Annotated in this window: 13 protein-coding genes; 7 read left to right on the top strand and 6 right to left on the bottom strand. The window is 73.0% G+C overall.

Going from position 1 to position 16,158, the window contains the following annotated elements; all coding sequences use genetic code 11:
* Positions 1 to 82 precede the first annotated feature (82 nt).
* The 3 genes from LN251_RS01800 (at position 83) to LN251_RS01810 (ending at position 3,788) form a co-directional block, all read left to right on the top strand.
* Complete coding sequence (locus tag LN251_RS01800; protein ID WP_458242779.1) at positions 83 to 1,597, top strand: hypothetical protein; 1,515 nt, start codon at positions 83 to 85, stop codon at positions 1,595 to 1,597.
* Positions 1,598 to 1,725: 128 nt separating this feature from the next.
* On the top strand, positions 1,726 to 2,802 hold the full coding sequence (locus LN251_RS01805) for a terpene synthase family protein (RefSeq protein ID WP_458242780.1): 1,077 nt from the start codon (positions 1,726 to 1,728) through the stop codon (positions 2,800 to 2,802).
* 44 nt (positions 2,803 to 2,846) lie between these two features.
* The gene (locus tag LN251_RS01810) at positions 2,847 to 3,788 is read left to right on the top strand and encodes an RluA family pseudouridine synthase (protein ID WP_458242781.1); all 942 of its coding nucleotides are present in this window, start codon (positions 2,847 to 2,849) and stop codon (positions 3,786 to 3,788) included.
* A gap of 17 nt (positions 3,789 to 3,805) precedes the next feature.
* Here LN251_RS01810 and LN251_RS01815 read toward each other — a convergent pair whose 3' ends face one another.
* The 6 genes from LN251_RS01815 to LN251_RS01840 form a co-directional block, all read right to left on the bottom strand.
* Positions 3,806 to 5,296 (bottom strand): cytochrome P450, encoded by a 1,491-nt coding sequence (locus tag LN251_RS01815; protein WP_458242782.1) that lies wholly within the window; start codon positions 5,294 to 5,296, stop codon positions 3,806 to 3,808.
* A 53-nt stretch (positions 5,297 to 5,349) separates the two neighbouring features.
* The gene (locus LN251_RS01820) at positions 5,350 to 5,970 is read right to left on the bottom strand and encodes a GTP-binding protein (protein ID WP_458242783.1); all 621 of its coding nucleotides are present in this window, start codon (positions 5,968 to 5,970) and stop codon (positions 5,350 to 5,352) included.
* The gene (locus LN251_RS01825; RefSeq protein ID WP_058926363.1) at positions 5,951 to 6,358 is read right to left on the bottom strand and encodes a DUF742 domain-containing protein; all 408 of its coding nucleotides are present in this window, start codon (positions 6,356 to 6,358) and stop codon (positions 5,951 to 5,953) included. The genes LN251_RS01820 and LN251_RS01825 overlap by 20 nt, the downstream gene beginning before the upstream one ends.
* Positions 6,355 to 6,762 carry a roadblock/LC7 domain-containing protein gene (locus LN251_RS01830; RefSeq protein WP_058926362.1) on the bottom strand — a complete coding sequence of 136 codons (408 nt, stop codon included), beginning with the start codon at positions 6,760 to 6,762 and terminating at the stop codon, positions 6,355 to 6,357. Before LN251_RS01830 ends, LN251_RS01825 begins: the two co-directional genes overlap by 4 nt.
* Entirely contained in the window at positions 6,759 to 8,342 is a 1,584-nt protein-coding gene (locus LN251_RS01835; RefSeq protein WP_458242784.1) for a sensor histidine kinase, read from the bottom strand. The genes LN251_RS01830 and LN251_RS01835 overlap by 4 nt, the downstream gene beginning before the upstream one ends.
* 280 nt (positions 8,343 to 8,622) lie before the next feature.
* Complete coding sequence (locus LN251_RS01840) at positions 8,623 to 9,249, bottom strand: TetR/AcrR family transcriptional regulator (RefSeq protein WP_458242785.1); 627 nt, start codon at positions 9,247 to 9,249, stop codon at positions 8,623 to 8,625.
* A 212-nt stretch (positions 9,250 to 9,461) separates the two neighbouring features.
* Between LN251_RS01840 and LN251_RS01845 the strand changes: the two genes are divergently transcribed.
* From LN251_RS01845 to atzF, 4 genes are read left to right on the top strand one after another with little or no spacing between them, the layout of a single operon-like run.
* Positions 9,462 to 10,286 carry an urea amidolyase associated protein UAAP1 gene (locus tag LN251_RS01845; RefSeq protein ID WP_249836608.1) on the top strand — a complete coding sequence of 275 codons (825 nt, stop codon included), beginning with the start codon at positions 9,462 to 9,464 and terminating at the stop codon, positions 10,284 to 10,286.
* A complete protein-coding gene (locus tag LN251_RS01850; RefSeq protein WP_458242786.1) occupies positions 10,283 to 10,903 on the top strand; it encodes an urea amidolyase associated protein UAAP2 in 621 nt (206 codons plus the stop codon). The genes LN251_RS01845 and LN251_RS01850 overlap by 4 nt, the downstream gene beginning before the upstream one ends.
* Entirely contained in the window at positions 10,900 to 14,415 is a 3,516-nt protein-coding gene (locus LN251_RS01855; protein WP_458242787.1) for a 5-oxoprolinase/urea amidolyase family protein, read from the top strand. The genes LN251_RS01850 and LN251_RS01855 overlap by 4 nt, the downstream gene beginning before the upstream one ends.
* Positions 14,412 to 16,112 carry an allophanate hydrolase gene (gene atzF, locus LN251_RS01860; protein WP_458243244.1) on the top strand — a complete coding sequence of 567 codons (1,701 nt, stop codon included), beginning with the start codon at positions 14,412 to 14,414 and terminating at the stop codon, positions 16,110 to 16,112. The genes LN251_RS01855 and atzF overlap by 4 nt, the downstream gene beginning before the upstream one ends.
* The last annotated feature ends 46 nt before the right edge of the window (positions 16,113 to 16,158 follow it).

The raw sequence follows: 16,158 nt of genomic DNA on the forward strand, positions 1-16,158 counted from the left end.
CCCATGGCCCTCACCTGCGCTGCGGAGTTGAGCCGTTATGAATAGTTCCCGTACTGCATGGCACCCTCTGAGCCGGACGCCTGTGCCGGCCCGCGAGACACGGCGCTGCCTGGACCGCGCCGCCGCCGCCTGCCTGGAGTTACAGCGGCCCAACGGCTCGTGGGCGACGCCCGCGCGCCCCCGCATCCTGGAGAACGCCCTGGCGGCCTTCGCCCTGACCAAGGCGGAATGCGCCGCGCCGCACCACGACCGTGTGCGTGCCTGGCTCCGGCAGGCCGAGCCCCAGGGACACGACGCCTTCACGGCGGCGGCGGACGCCTGGCTTCGTGCCCTCGCCCTCGACGTCACCAACCCTCCCCCGCTGCCCGTCGTTCCGCGCGACAGTGCCGCGCACCGGCGGCGCCTGCTGCTTCTGCAGACTCTGGGGGTGGCCGCGGGCGCGCCGGGCTGCTCCCCGTACGAACTGCTCGACCAGGCCACGAAGGCACTCGGTCACGCGGACGGCACCTCGCTGACCGGCTGGCATCGCGCCCAGTTCCTGTCCGCCGCGCTCATCGCCCGGCACGCGGTCGGCCTGCCGGTGGACGAAGGGCTGGTCGCCGCGCTGACCGCCGAACAGGCACCGGACGGCTCGTACCACGCGATGCCGCTCGTCACCGCCATGGCCTGCCTGGCACTGACCCGGGTCGCGCCGGGGCGGGCCGCCACGCAGCGCGCCACGGCCAGGCTCCTCGCGGATCAACACCCGGACGGAACATGGCGGTTCACGACCTTCGACGTCTGGGACACCGGCCTGATGCTGCGCTGCCTGCGCGGCAACTCCGCGTTCGACTCGCTGGCCCGGCCCAAAGCCCTGGACTTCCTGGCCGACGCCCAGTCGCCGCAAGGAGGTTGGGGCAGTGTGTCGTCGGCGGTCGCCGGCAGCGGACTGGACTGTGACGCGGACACCACGGGGAACACCCTGCTGGCTCTGGCCGGCACGGAACAGGGCCGCCGCGCCTGGCCGTCCGTCGTGGTCCACGCGCGCGAGAACCAGGACGACCGGGGCCTGTGGACCACCTGGAGATCGTCCCGGGACACCGTGGCCCAGGACACCGTCGCCCACATGGTCGGCGGGATACGTGCCCACGGCAGCGCCGGCGTCGAGGTCGGGCGGGCGGCTCACTGGCTCCACCAGCAGCACCGCGGTGCCCGTCGCTGGACCGCCGACTGGTACGTCTTCCCCGGTTACCCGGCCGCCGAGATCGGTCCGGTGGTGGGCTGGAGCACCGACGCGGCCCGCTCCGAGGCGCGGACCCTGGCGGCCGGCCAGCACAGGGACGGCGGCTGGCCCGCGTTCCCCGGCGCACGTGCCTCCAGCCCGGCGGCGACGGCCCTCGCCGCGACCGTCCTCGTCCGCTCCCGGACCAGCACACCGCAGGCTCTCGCGCGCGCCGCCCGCTTCCTCGTCGACACTCAGCTGGACGACGGCACCTGGGACGAGCCGGACCCCTTCATGAGCGGCCCACGACCGTTCCTGACCGACGTGCTCGCCCAGGCACACGCCCTGACCTGTCGAGGGCTCATGGACCTGCTGCGGCACCCGGCGACGCCATGACCCGGGCCGCGACACGGCCGTAGCGCAACGGACCGCTCGGCCGCCGGGGCCCGTCCCGACCGGCCCGCCCATGTCGCCAGCCGTCGGCCGCGCCCCGCCGAGAACCGGCGGCCAGGAAGGAAGTACGCATGAACGAGCAGCCGAGTGGATCGCTCCCCACCCCCTCGCTGTGGTGCCCGATCCCCAGCGCGGTCCACCCGCAACGCGCCTCCGTCACCGAGTTCCAGCTCGACTGGAGCGTGCGTCACCGGCTCGTCCGCGGCGACGCCGAGGCGGCCCGCCTCGCCGCCGCGGACATCGCCGGGCTCGCCGCCCGCTTCGTCCCGCGTGCCACGCCGGCCGGCGCCCGGACCATGGCCGCCCTGCTCACCCTGACGTTCGTGATCGACGACCTGAACGACGAGGGACGGCTGCGCGGTCGGCCCGACGCGTTCACGGCGTACGCCTCGGCGCTCAACCGGGCGCTCGACGGCGGCCCCCCGGACGAACCGGCCGAACCGACGGTACGGGCGCTCCACGACATCGGCCGGCGTCTGGGACAGTCGATGTCCCCGGCTCTCCGGGCACGCCTGGTCCGGGACTTCCGTGTCACCCTCGCCGCCGAGGTGCGCGAAAGCACGCACAATGTCCGCCGGCTGCCGCCCGACCTCGACACCTATGTGCGCAACCGCCTCGCCACGACCTGGATACTGCCGCTCACGGACCTCGCGGCCTGCGTGGACGGCACGGAACCGGCGCCCGAGGACCTGGACCGACCGGAGGTACGGGCGCTGACCGAGATGACCGGCCTCATCCTGGGATGGGACAACGACATCTGCGGCTACGCCAAGGACCGACGGGAGGGCGTCGTGGACGTCAACAACCTGCCCGACGTCCTCGCCCGCACCACCGGCGCCGGTCCCGCCGAGGCCCTCGCCCAGGCCGTGGCGATGCGTGACCGGGTGCTGGAGCACTGGCTGGGCCTGTGCGACCGGGTGAACGGGACCGCGGCTCCCGCCCTGGCCGGCCATCTCGCCAACCTCGCGTCCATGATCCGCGGGCACCTGGACTGGGCGGCGACCTGCCCCCGCCACACCGTCCCGCACGGCGGCCCCGTCATCCGGATCACCCCCACGCGCCCCGCACCGGGCCCCTCCGGCCTCGACCCGCTGGAGATCCCGTCGATCGCCTGGTGGGGGCGGCTGTCCAGCAGGGTCGCCGGGTGAGGGGGTAGGCGGCGAGGGGCCGGCGCCTTCGTAAGCTGGACACGATGAGACGCCGTACCCCGCCCCCGCCCTCTCCCCTGCCGCAGCGCGCGGGGGTGGATCCCGTGCGGGTGCGGTTGCCGCCCGCGGGCGGCTGGGCGACCGTGCGGGACCATCTCGTGGCGCGGCTCGCGCCCGGGGCCGGGGTGATCGACCAGATGTTCCACGCGGGCCGGATCGTCGATGTCACGGGGCGTCCGGTGCCGTGGGACGCGGCGTACGTGCCGGGGATGTACGTGTGGTTCCACCGGGAGCTGCCCCCGGAGGAACGGGTGCCGTTCGAGATCGACATCGTGTACCGCGACGAGCACCTGGTCGTGGCCGACAAGCCGCACTTCCTGGCCACCACCCCGCGCGGCAGTCATGTCGCCGAGACCGCCCTGGCCCGGTTGCGGCGGCAGCTGGACCTCCCGACGCTCGGGGCGGCGCACCGGCTCGACCGGCTGACGGCCGGACTGGTGCTGTTCACGGTGCGCCCCGAGGAGCGCGGCAGGTACCAGGCGCTGTTCCAGGAGCGACGGGTGCGCAAGGAGTACGAGGCGGTCGCCTCCCACGACCCCTCACTCGACCTGCCGCGCACCGTGCGCAGCCGGATCGTCAAGGAGCGCGGGGTGGTCGCGGCCCGCGAGGTCGCGGGCGAGCCAAACGCCGTGAGCCGGGTCGAGTTGCTGGAGAAGCGGGACGGACGCGCCCGGTACCGGCTGAAGCCGCACACCGGCCAGACCCACCAACTCCGGGTGCACATGAGCGCATTGGGGGTGCCGATCCTCGGCGACCCCCTCTACCCCGTGGTGACCGGCCCCGTGCCGGAGGGTGATTTCCGTCGGCCGCTCCAACTGCTGGCGCGTGCGCTGGAGTTCACCGACCCGGTCACGGGGCACGAGCACCGGTTCGTCAGCTCACGTCGGCTGCGGGCCTGGTCGTCGTACGACGAGTGGGCCGGTTAGCCCGGTGGCCGGCCGGCTCATTCGCCCTGCCACCAGCGCAGGAAGCGCCGGAACACATTCGGCCGGCCGGCCGGTTCGGGGGTGGCGGCAGGCGTCGGGGCCGGCATCGCGGCGGCGGGTTCGGCGGCGGGTCGCTGAGGCGGAAGCTGTGTCTGCACGCTGCCGATCTGCCAGTCGTTCGAGCGCTGGGGCGGCACCGGGGAGATGGTGAGCCGCTCCATGACGTCCTGCTGGGGCTTCGGCGCGAACTCCACCGGCAGGGCCACCAGGTGCTGGTTGGAGATGGTCGACCGCCAGCGCAACTCGTCCTCGGGGCAGGCCAGTTCGACGTCGGGGAGACGGGTCAGCAGCGCGTCGACGCCGACGTCGGCGATGGCACGGCCGATGTCCTGGCCCGGGCACTCGTGGGAGCCGCCGCCGAAGGCGAGGTGGGAGCGGTTGCCCTGCATGTTGGCGGTGAGATCCGGACGGACGCGCGGGTCGACGTTGCCGGGCGCGATGCCGAAGAGGAGGCCGTCGCCCTTGCGGATGTGCTGGCCGCCCAGCTCGGTGTCCTGTTTGGCGAAGTAGCCGAGGATCGTACTGAACGGCGGCTCGTCCCACAGGGACTGCTCGACCGCCTCGGGCACCGTCATCTGGCCGCCGTTGAGCTGGGCGCGGAACCGCGGATCGGTGAGCACCACGCGCAGCACGTTCGCGAGGAGGTTGGCGGTGGCCTCGTAAGCGGCGATCAGGACGACGCGCAGGTGCTGGCCCACCTCGTCGTCGGTCAGCCGCGCCGGATGGTTGATCAGGTGGCTGGTGAAGTCGTCCTGGGGGTCGGCCCGGCGGCGCGCGGTGAGCCGCATCAGGACGTCCATGATGTACGCGTTGCTGGCGATGGCCGTCTCGCTGCCCTTGAGCATGTCGCGGGCGGCATGCACGATCTGGTCGTTGTACTCGTCGGGCATGCCGAGGATCTCGCACATCACGGCCATCGGCAGGTACTCGGCGAACTGGCCGACCAGGTCGGCCCGGCCCTCCTCGCAGAACTTGTTGACGAGGTGCTGGGTGGCGCGGTTGATGTAGCGGCGGATGCCCCGGTGGTCGATGGTCGACATGGCGCCGGTGACCGCGCCGCGCAGCCGCAGGTGCTCGTCGCCCTCGGTGTGACTGCAGATGGGCTGCCACGCGAGGTGCGGCATGAGCGGGTTCTCGGGTTTGACCATGCCCTGCCGCAGAGGGGTCCACAGGCGCAGGTCACGGGTGAACTGCGAGGCCGTGCGCACCATTTGCATGTTCTCGCTGTGGCCGAGCACCACCCAGATCGGCAGGTCGTCGTGCAGCAGCGCCGGTGCCACCGGGCCGTGCTCGGCACGGAGCGCCTCGTACACGGGCCTGAGATCCTCCGTCCCGGGGCCGTACAGCCGGCGCAGCCCGCCGGGGCCGATGCCGTGGGCGGGGCAGCCGGGGGGTGGGACGGTCAGGGGCTCGTCCATGTCGGTCGGGGAGAAGGGGTCAGGCGTCACGATGGTCGCTCCGGGAACTGAGGTGGATCAGGGGTAAGGGGGGAGGTCGGGGCTCACGCCGGCGCCTTCGCCGTGGCCAGGGCGTGGAGGAAACGCATGAGCGTCATCAGGACGTCCCTGCTGGAGGCCCGGCGGCGCGCATCGCACTCGATGATCGGGATCTCGTCGGCCAGGTCGAGGGCGCTGCGCAGGTCCTCGATGGGGTAACGCGGCCCGTCCGGGAAGGAGTTGACGGCGACGACGAAGGGCACGCCCCGCTCCTCCAGTCGTCCTATGACGTCGAAGCTGACCTCGAGGCGGCGCGTGTCGATCAGGACGACCGCGCCGAGCGCGCCTTCGAACAGGCCGTTCCACAGGAACCAGAAGCGTTCCTGGCCGGGCGTGCCGAAGAGGTAGAGCACCAGCTGGTCGGTGATGCTGATGCGGCCGAAGTCCATGGCCACGGTGGTGGCCGTCTTCGACTCGGAGCCGTAGTTGTCGTCGACCCCGACGCCGGCCTGCGTCATGGTCTCCTCGGTGGTCAGCGGCCTGATCTCGCTGACCGAACCGACCATCGTCGTCTTGCCGACTCCGAAGCCGCCCACGATCACGATCTTCACCGCGGCCTGGGCCGTCTGCGGCAGATGATCCTCTGTGCGTGGTCCGGGGATGGTGTCAGAGCCTTTGAAGTCCATGCATCACCGCTTCGAGGAGGGAACGGTCGGGAAGCGCCTGCCGTACGATCGGGGCGCGCGCCTGCACCAGTTCGGCCGCCAGCATCTCGGTGAGCAGTACGGTCATCACGCTGAACGGCAGGTTCAGATAGGCCGAGAGCTCGGCCACCGAGAGGGGGGCCGCGCACAACCGGAGCGTCGCCGTCTGCTCCGGTGTGGCCGAGGGCGGCGGATCGGCGCGCGCCACGATTAAGGTCACCAGGTCGATGTCCGCCCGCTCGCCATCCGGGCCGGCGACGACGTACAGCCGTTCCGGGGCCTTCTCGTCGCCCTGCTTGGCGGTCCGCGGGGTCGGCGGCGGGGGAGGTTGCCGGTTGTGCTGTCGTCGCCGGCGTTGCGGAGGAGTCATACGGCCTGCCCGTTGCGTCGAGGTGGACTGGTGAGGTGAGCGCCGATGCGGACGACGAGGTCGCGCATCCGGTTGCTCATCAGGCCCGGTTCGGCGACCACGTCCGACAGGACCGCGAGGTAGGCGTTGGGGCCGGCTGCCATGAGGTAGAAGTAGCCGCCGTTGATCTCGATGAGGACCATCTTCATCCGGCCGTCGCTGTCCGGGATCTCCTGGGCGACCGCGCCCGCGAGGCTCTGCAGGCCCGCGCAGGCCGCGGCGACGCGGTCGGCCGCGTCCGGGTCGCCTCCGTAGCGAGCGATGCGCAGGCCGTCCGCGGACAGCACCACGATCATCTCGATGCCCGGTACTCCATCGGCGAGATCCTTGAGCATCCAGTCGAAGTTGGCTCGCTGCTGGATCACTTGGGGTCCCTCTCGTCGTCGGCCTCAAGGCGGGCCGGCTCGTTGGTCGGCTGGGGGATGTCGAACGGGTCGGGCGTGCCCTTCAGGCCGTTCCAGAACGCCTCGACCCACAGGCCCGGTTCGGGCTCGTCCTTCTCCGGCTCGGGCTCGGGTTCCGGCGCCGCCCAGGCGGACCGGGCCTCCTCGGCCTCCCGTTCGGCGGCGGCCTGTTCGGCGAGCCGGACGCTGAGCGGCGTCTTGACCCGGCTGCGCCGCTGCGGCAGACCGCCGGCCGTCCACTCGGTGACCACGGGGACGTCGTCCTCCATGGAGACGCCGGCGGGGATGCGCGGGCTGGTGGGGCGGCGCCGCTTGGGGGCGCGCTTGGGGCCCTCGATGCCGCCGATGTCGAGCTTGGGCGCGGCGGTGGCGCCGATGCCGTGGGCGAGGCCCGGCGCGATGTCCTCGGTCACCATCACGCGCGGCACGACGAGTACGGCGCGGACGCCGCCGTACGCCGAGGCGCGCAGCGAGATCTGCATGTCGTAGGCCTTGCACAGACGGCCCACGACGGCGAGGCCGAGGCGCGGGGACTCGCCGAGCTCCTGGAGGTCGACGCCGGCCTTGGCGCGCTCCAGCATGCCCTCGGCCTTGGCGCGGGCCTCCTCGCTGAGGCTGACGCCGGCGTCCTCGATCTCGATGGCGATGCCGGTCTGCACCTCGGTGGCGGTGACGTGCACCTTGGTCTGCGGCGGGGAGTAGCGGGTGGCGTTGTCGAGGAGTTCGGCGCAGGCATGGATGACCGGCTCGACGGAGATGCCGCGGATGTTGACCTTGGCGATGGTGTCCAGCGAGATGCGCCGGTACTCCAGGATCCGGGACATGGCGCCGCGCAGCACGCTGTAGAGCGGAACGGGCTGCGGCCACTGGCGGCCGGGGCGGCCGCCGCCGAGGACGGAGATGGAGTCGGCGAGCCGGCCGATCAGCGCGGTGCCGTGGTCGATGCGCAGCAGGTCGTCGAAGACCTCGGGGTTGCGGCCGTGGTCCTCCTCCATCTCGCGGAGTTCCTTGGCCTGCTGGTGCACGATCGCCTGGACGCGGCGGGCGATGCTGACGAAGGAGCGCTGCGAGGAGTCACGGATGGCTTCCTCGGTGTCGATGATGTCGAGCACCGTCTTGAGCAACCGCAGCTGTGACTCGGGCAGTTCGGCGTAGCTCGGGTCGACCTTGGGAAGTTGGCGAATCACCTCTGTGGGCGAGTTTCCCCTGCGCAGCCAGTAGATCGCGTTCGGGGCGATCTCGCGTGCGAAGCGGAGCATCTGCTGTTCGTGTCCGGCGATGCGCTGTTCCAGATACGCGGTGTGACGGGCGCTCTGCTCGAGCAGGGTCCGCAGGCCGCGACCGCGCCGGACCGCTTCGGCCGCCGTCGCGATCACCAGGAGCGTGGCGGCGGCGCCGCACCAGCCGACGGCGGCCCGGGCCGGGTCGGTCACCACGGCGACGGCGGCGCCGGTCACCGCGGCCATCAGTATCGCGGGCAGCAACAACACGCGAGCGTAGGGCAGTTCGCGGCGCCCGGGCGGGGATTGAACACTCACCATTTAGGCCCTCTGAAACGAATCGGCAGGGAGTCGCACATATAGGGAACAAGCGCACGAATACATCTCAACTCGGTGCGCTGCGGGCGAGCTTAGTCCGACCGGGTCATCGCCGTGTCATATTCAGCAAGCCCCTGAAAAGGGGCACCGGGAGCGAGTACGCTCGGCTCCATTTACACGGACCGCCCTCGGTCGCACACAGCGAGTGACGGCGAATGCGGGTGCGACAATCACTCACCGTGACGAGTGAAGGTCGACTTCCGGCCGTGACCCGGCGGCCGGTTCAGACGCCGGCGATGCGCAGGGCCGCGTCCGCCGTGGCCTCCGCGAACACCGCCACCGGGCGGTCGGGGTCGGAGCGGTGCACGAGGATGACGCCCTCGATCAGCCCGAACAGCAGATCCGTCCGGAGGTCGAGCTCGCTCTTGGCGAGCGCCCCGCCGGCGGGCGTCGCGGCGAGCAACTGCCGGTAGGCGTCCTTGAGTTCGGCGCGTACGGCATGGAAGCCGGCGAACCGCTCGGCGCGCACCTCGGGCAGCAGATACAGTCCGCCGAGGTTGTGCGGGCCGCCGCACAGCAGCGCCACGTCCGTGCGGCACAGTTCCCACAGGCGCTCCCCGGCCGGCCGGGCGTCGTCGGCGAGCAGGTCACGGGCGCAGGCCAGCGAGGGCGTGACGGTGGACTCCAGCAGCTCGGCGAGGAGTTCCTCCTTGCCGGAGACGTAGTGGTACATGGAGGCCTGCCGCATGCCCGCCCGCTCGGCGACCGCCCGGGTGGAGGTGGCCGCGTAACCGCGGGTGGTGAACAACTCGGCGGCGGCGGTGAGCAGTTCGTCGCGCGGCGAGAGCCCGCTGTCCGGCCGCCCGGCGGCCCGTGGCCTGCCGACCCGGCGCCCACCTGTCGTCCCCATGCGGTCGATCCTCGCACACCGGCCCTTCCACCGGCCTCGCGGTGATCTTGGTGAGCACCCGGTAACCGACCGGCAACGCGCGGGCAACGCCCTCGACCCGCCCGGCCCTTCTAATTTCTGTCGAACGACAGAAATACGTCGATCGACAGAAGTACCCCGGGAGCCCCCCGGGGCCCACCCCCTACGAGCCACCCCGCAGCCGGAGGTCCGCGATGGCGACAGCGACCACGTACGGAGCCCGAGACCATGCCCGCGCCCAGGAGGGCGCCCGCACCGAGGCCATGCCCGTCGTCCCGGCGACCGACTGGCCCGCCCCGCCCTGCGAGGCGGGTCACCTGCTGTGGGCGGAGACGGTGGCGGGCGGCAACTACACGCACCGCGTGCTGGCCCGCGGCACCGAGCTGCGCCTGACCGACCTGCGCGGCGACGCCTGCGCCCATCTGCTGCTGTACGTCGCCGACCGGCCCTGGGAGCGGCTGAACGTCGCCGACACGGTCAAGGTGCAGTGGAACGCCTACCTGGGCGAGGGCCGGCTGCTGCTGTCCGACCAGGGCCGGGTCCTGGCGTCGGTCGTCGCCGACACCTCCGGACGGCACGACGCGCTGTGCGGCACCTCCACCCTCGTACGCAACACCCGGCGGTACGGCGACGGCACCCCGCAGTCGGCCTCCCCCGCCGGCCGGGAGCTGCTGAAACTGGCGGCGGCCAAGAACGGCCTGGAGCCGCGTGACCTGCCGCCCTCCCTCTCCTTCTTCCAGGGCGTACGCGTCCGCGAGGACGGCTCCCTCGACTTCACGGGCTCGGCCGGCCCCGGAGGCAGCGTCACGCTGCGCACCGAGCAGGACGTCACCGTGCTGATCGCCAACGTGCCGCACCCGGCCGACCCGCGGGAGGAGTACGTCTCCACCCCGCTGGAGGTACTGGCCTGGCGCGCCGCGCCGACCGCACCGGGAGACCCGCTGTGGGACGCCACCCCCGAGGGCCGCCGCGCCTTCCTCAACACCGCCGGATTCCTCTCTTCCAGGGGGCTCGCATGACAACCGACGCGGCTCGTACGCAGACCGTGGTCCCGGCCCGCGCCGCCTGGTCGTCGATCGTCCGCGAGGGCGAGACGCTGACCATCACCGATCTGCACGGCAACCAGGCCGTGGACTTCCTCGTGTACGACGCCCACGACACGGCCGTCCGCTACAGCGCGCCCGACACGATCCAGGCGCAGGGCAACCTGTTCCTGACCACGGGCAGCGTGCTGATGTCCAACGAGCACAGCCCGCTGATGACGGTGGTCGAGGACGAGGTGGGCCGCCACGACACCGTCGGCGGGGCCTGCTCCAAGGAGTCCAACACCCTGCGCTACGGTCACCACACGTACGCGCAGCACGCGTGCGTGGACAACTTCCTGGCCGAGGGCGCCCGGCACGGCCTCGGCAAGCGCGACCTGGTCTCCAACATCAACTGGTACATGAACGTGCCGGTCGAGCGGGACGGCACCCTGGGCATCGTCGACGGTCTCTCCGCCCCGGGCCTGAGGCTCGTCCTGCGCGCCGAGCGCGACGTCCTCGTCCTCGTCTCCAACTGCCCCCAGATCAACAACCCCTGCAACGGCTTCGAGCCGACGGCGGTGGAGATGACGGTCACCGGAGGGGCACGATGACCTTCGACACGCTGCTGGTCGCCAACCGCGGCGAGATCGCCGTGCGCATCATCCGCACCGCCCGCGAACTCGGCCTGCGCACGGTCGCCGTGTACTCCGACCCCGACCGCTCGGCACCGCACGTCCGCCTGGCCGACGAGGCGGTACGGCTCGGCCCCGCGCCCGCGAAGGAGTCGTACCTCGACGCCGACCTGGTGCTGAAGGCGGCCAAGGACACCGGGGCGGGGGCCATCCACCCCGGGTACGGCTTCCTGTCCGAGGACGCCCTGTTCGCGCGCCGGTGCGAGGACGCCGGGATCGTGTTCGTGGGGCCGGCGCCGGAGCAGCTGGAGCTGTTCGGCGCCAAGCACACCGCGCGGGCGGCGGCCCAGGCGGCGGGGGTGCCGCTGGCGCCGGGGACGGGACTGCTGGCGTCACTGGACGAGGCGCTCGCCGAGGCGGCCGCCATCGGCTATCCCGTCATGCTCAAGGCGACCGGCGGTGGCGGTGGCATCGGCATGTCGGCGTGCCGGTCGGCCGAGGAGCTGGCCGACGCCTGGGAGCGCGTCCAGCGGGTCGCCGCCGCCTCCTTCGCCTCCGCCGGGGTGTTCCTGGAGCGCCTGGTGGAACACGCCCGCCATGTCGAGGTGCAGGTCTTCGGCGACGGCGCCGGCAGGGTCGTCACCTTCGGCGACCGCGACTGCTCGCTGCAGCGCCGCAACCAGAAGGTGGTGGAGGAGGCACCGGCCCCCGGTCTCCCGGACCAGGTGCGCGCGCGGCTGGCCTCCAGCGCCCGCGACCTGTGCGCCTCCGTCGGCTATCGCTCGGCCGGCACGGTCGAGTTCGTCTACGACGCCGCCCGGGAGGAGGCCTACTTCCTGGAGGTCAACACCCGTCTGCAGGTGGAGCATCCGGTCACCGAGGAGGTGTACGGCGTCGACCTGGTCGCCTGGATGCTGCGCCTGGCCCGCGGCGAACGCGACGTCGTCCGCGACCCGGGCCCCCCGCGCGGCCACGCCGTCGAGGCCCGGCTCTACGCCGAGGACCCCTCCCGTGAACACCGGCCCAGCGCGGGCCTGTTGACGCGGGTGGAGTTCCCGGCGGGCGTGCGGGTCGACGGCTGGGTGGAGACCGGCACCGAGGTGACGACGTCGTACGACCCGATGCTGGCGAAGGTCGTCGCCTACGGCTCCGACCGCGCCCATGCGCTCCGCAGGCTCGACGAGGCCCTGGCCCGCACCCGCGTCGACGGCATCGAGACGAACCTGGGCCTGGTCCGCGCGGCCCTGGCGGACGACGCCTTCCGCACGGCCGGTCATTCGACGGCGACCCTCGCCCGCGTCACCGACCCCACTCCCCGCATCGAGGTCGTCTCCGCCGGCACCCTGACCACCGTGCAGGACTGGCCGGGCCGCACCGGCCACTGGCAGGTGGGTGTGCCCCCGTGCGGCCCGATGGACGACCTGTCCTTCCGGCTCGGCAACCGGGCCGTCGGCAACCACGAGGGCGCCCCCGGTCTCGAATGCACGCTCAAGGGACCGGCGTTGCGGTTCACGCACCCCACGACCGTGTGTGTGACGGGCGCCCCCGCCGAGGTCACCGTCGACGGTGCGCCGGTCGCCCAGTGGGAGCCGGTGACGGTGCCCGCCGGTGCCGTCCTGGAGACGGCCGCACCGGCCCGGCACGGCCTGCGCACCTACGTCCTCGTCGCGGGCGGCCTCGACGTCCCGGCCTTCCTCGGCAGCGCGAGCACCTTCACGCTGGGCGGGTTCGGCGGCCACGGCGGCCGGGCGCTGCGCACCGGTGACGTCCTGCACGGCGGCCGACAGACCCGGGACGGCGCGCCGGTGCCGGCCGCGGACCGGCCGTCCTTCGGCGCCGTGTGGCGGATCGGCGCCGTCGAAGGCCCGCACGCGGCACCGGAGTTCTTCACCGAGGACGACATCCGCGACTTCTACGCTGCCGACTGGAAGGTGCACTTCAACTCCGCGCGCACGGGCGTGCGCCTGGTCGGCCCCAAGCCGCGCTGGGCCCGCGCCGACGGCGGCGAGGCGGGCCTGCACCCGTCCAACATCCACGACACCCCGTACTCGGTCGGCGCCGTCGACTACACCGGTGACATGCCGGTGCTGCTCGGCCCGGACGGGCCGTCGCTTGGCGGTTTCGTGTGCCCGGCGACGGTGCTCAGCGCCGAGCGCTGGAAGCTGGGGCAACTCCGGCCCGGCGACACGGTGCGCTTCGCGCCGGTGGCCGTCGACGGCTCGCCGCGCGCGGACATCGTGGACGGCGGCGTACTGGCCCGGGACGGGGACGTCACCTACCGCCGCAGCGGCGACGACAACCTGCTGGTGGAGTTCGGGCCCATGCAGCTGGACCTGGCGCTGCGCATGCGCGTCCACGCGCTGATGGAAGCGGTGGCCGCGGCGGACCTGGACGGCGTCACGGACCTCACCCCGGGCATCCGCTCACTGCAGATCCGGACCGACCCCGGCCGCCTGCCGCAGCGCGAACTCCTGTGCCGGGTACGGGAGATCGCGACGGCCCTGCCCCCCACGGACGAGCTCGTCGTGCCCTCCCGCACGGTCCACCTCCCCCTCTCCTGGGACGACCCGGCGACCCGCGAGGCGATCGCCCGCTACATGGCGGGCGTGCGCGACGACGCCCCCTGGTGCCCGTGGAACATCGAGTTCATCCGCCGCGTCAACGGCCTCGCCTCGGTGAACGACGTCTACGACACGGTCTTCGACGCCGAATACCTCGTCCTGGGCCTGGGCGACGTGTACCTGGGCGCCCCCGTGGCCACCCCGCTCGACCCCCGTCACCGCCTGGTGACCACCAAGTACAACCCGGCGCGCACCTGGACGGCCGAGAACTCGGTCGGCATCGGCGGGGCCTACCTGTGCGTCTACGGCATGGAGGGCCCCGGCGGCTACCAGTTCGTCGGCCGCACCACCCAGGTCTGGTCGGGCTGGCAGCAGCGCGGCGCCTTCGCACCGGGCTCCCCCTGGCTGCTGCGCTTCTTCGACCGCATCAAGTGGTATCCCGTCGGCCCGGACCAACTCCTGGAGCTGCGGGCCGACATCACCTCGGGCCGGTTCGTGCCGCGCATCGAGGAGGGCACCTTCTCGCTCGCCGCCCACCAGGCGTTCCTGGCCGAGAACGCCGACGCCATCGGCGAGTTCAGGGCCCGGCAGCAGGCGGCGTTCGCGGCCGAGCGCGAGGCGTGGGAGGCGGCGGGCGAGTTCGCCCGCGCCGAGGCGGCGGCCGCGCCACCGGCGGCGCCCGCCGAGGTCGTGCTCCCGCCCGGGGGCAGGCTGGTGGAGGCCGAGTTCGCCGCCTCGGTCTGGCAGGTGAACGTCCGGCCGGGCGAGACGGTGTCGGCCGGGCAGCCGCTGCTCGCGCTGGAGGCGATGAAGATGGAGTCCAGGGTGCACGCGCCGACGGACGGCGTGGTGACGAAGATCCTGGCGCGACCGGGCGACCAGGTGGAGGCGGGCACGGCCCTGCTCGTCCTGGCCCCGGTGACGAACTGACCGCTCCGGTCGAGGAAGCGAAAGAGGCCCACACCATGTCCGCTCTCTCCCGTGTCCGCGCCGCCCACGCCCGCATCGAGGCGGTTGACCGGCCCGAGATCTTCATCGACCTGCGTCCGCGGCAGGAGGTGGAGGCGGAGGCCCGGGCCGTCGACGAACGCGTCGCCGCCGGTGAGCGGCTTCCGCTCGCCGGACGCCTGTTCGCGGCCAAGGGCAACATCGACGTGGCCGGACTGCCCACGACCGCGGGCTGTCCGGCGTACGCCTACCGGCCCGCGTCCGACGCACCGGTGGTCGCCCGGCTTCGGGCGGCGGGCGCGATCGTGCTGGGGACGACGAACCTGGACCAGTTCGCGACGGGCCTGGTGGGCACCCGCTCCCCCTACGGCGCCGTGCGCAACGCCCACGACCCCGCCCGGATCAGCGGGGGTTCCAGCTCCGGGTCGGCGGTCGCCGTGGCCCTCGGCATCGTCGACTTCGCCCTCGGCACGGACACCGCGGGCTCAGGCCGGGTCCCGGCGGCCTTCAACGGCATCGTGGGCCTGAAACCGACCCGCGGCCTGGTCCCCACCACGGGCGTCGTCCCGGCCTGCGCGTCCCTCGACTGCGTGACCGTGTTCGCCCGCACCCTCCCGGAGGCCGAGCAGGCCCTGTCGTACATGACGTCCCCGCCGGCCCGGGAACTCCCCCCGCTCCCGCAGCGGGCACCGGGCCCCTGGCGCGTCGCGATCCCGGCGCCCGGCCGGCTCGGCGCACTGGACGACGGCTGGGCACAGGCCTACGAGGCAGCCGTGGCACAGCTCAGGTCGGCCGGTGCCGACGTGCGCACGCTCGACCTCACCCCGTTCACCGAGGCGGCGGCGATGCTCTACGAGGGCGCGTTCGTGGCCGAGCGCTACACGGCGGTGGGCGCCTTCCTCGACAAAGCGGTCCGCGACGGCGCCGAGGGGCTGGACCCCACCGTCACCGGCATCATCACCCGGGCCCGCGACATCCCCGCCCACCGGCTCTACGCCGACCTGGACCGCCTCGCCGTCCTGCGCGCCCGCGCCCTCGCCGAGCTCGCCGACTCCGACGCCCTGCTCCTGCCCACCGCGCCCGGCCATCCCACCCTGGCCGAGGTCGCCGCCGACCCGCTGGGCGCCAACGCCCGCCTGGGCCGCTTCACCAACTCCACCAACCTCTTCGACCTGGCGGCCGTGGCCGTACCGGCGGGCGAGGTGAACGGGCTCCCGTTCGGGGTGATGCTCATCGGCCCGGCGTTCACGGACCGGCGGCTGACGACGATCGCCGGCCTGCTCCGGCCGGAGACCCGGGTCGCGGTGGTCGGCGCCCACCTGTCGGGCCAGCCCCTGAACCCCCAGCTGCTGTCGCTGGGCGCCCGCCTGGAGCGCACGACCACGACCGCCCCGGCGTACCGTCTGCACGCACTGCGGACCACCCCGCCGAAGCCCGGTCTGGTCCGGGTCGGCGAGACGGGGGCCGCGATCGACGCCGAGGTGTGGCGCCTTCCGGCCGAGGGCCTGGGCCGCCTGCTGGCCGCCCTGCCCCGCCCGATGACCCTGGGCCCTGTGGAACTGGCGGACGGCAGCCTGGTCCCCGGTTTCCTGTGCGAACCGAGCGCCCTCGAGGACGCCGAGGACATCACGTCGTACGGCGGCTGGCGGGCGTACCGGGAGGCCGGCCGGGGGTTGTAGGCCCATAGGTCGCTCGGTCCGGGACGTTCGGCCCTGCCCGCAGACC

It is taken from the genome of Streptomyces sp. MAI_2237 (assembly GCF_054189285.1).

What these genes read in the sequence shown, in the direction of transcription:
- LN251_RS01840 (WP_458242785.1), bottom strand. Translation starts at nt 9,249, where the DNA reads ATGGGGACGACAGGTGGGCGCCGGGTCGGCAGGCCACGGGCCGCCGGG.
- LN251_RS01805 (WP_458242780.1), top strand. Translation starts at nt 1,726, where the DNA reads ATGAACGAGCAGCCGAGTGGATCGCTCCCCACCCCCTCGCTGTGGTGC.
- LN251_RS01810 (WP_458242781.1), top strand. Translation starts at nt 2,847, where the DNA reads ATGAGACGCCGTACCCCGCCCCCGCCCTCTCCCCTGCCGCAGCGCGCG.
- LN251_RS01845 (WP_249836608.1), top strand. Translation starts at nt 9,462, where the DNA reads ATGGCGACAGCGACCACGTACGGAGCCCGAGACCATGCCCGCGCCCAG.
- LN251_RS01850 (WP_458242786.1), top strand. Translation starts at nt 10,283, where the DNA reads ATGACAACCGACGCGGCTCGTACGCAGACCGTGGTCCCGGCCCGCGCC.
- LN251_RS01825 (WP_058926363.1), bottom strand. Translation starts at nt 6,358, where the DNA reads ATGACTCCTCCGCAACGCCGGCGACGACAGCACAACCGGCAACCTCCC.
- LN251_RS01835 (WP_458242784.1), bottom strand. Translation starts at nt 8,342, where the DNA reads ATGGTGAGTGTTCAATCCCCGCCCGGGCGCCGCGAACTGCCCTACGCT.
- LN251_RS01820 (WP_458242783.1), bottom strand. Translation starts at nt 5,970, where the DNA reads ATGGACTTCAAAGGCTCTGACACCATCCCCGGACCACGCACAGAGGAT.
- LN251_RS01855 (WP_458242787.1), top strand. Translation starts at nt 10,900, where the DNA reads ATGACCTTCGACACGCTGCTGGTCGCCAACCGCGGCGAGATCGCCGTG.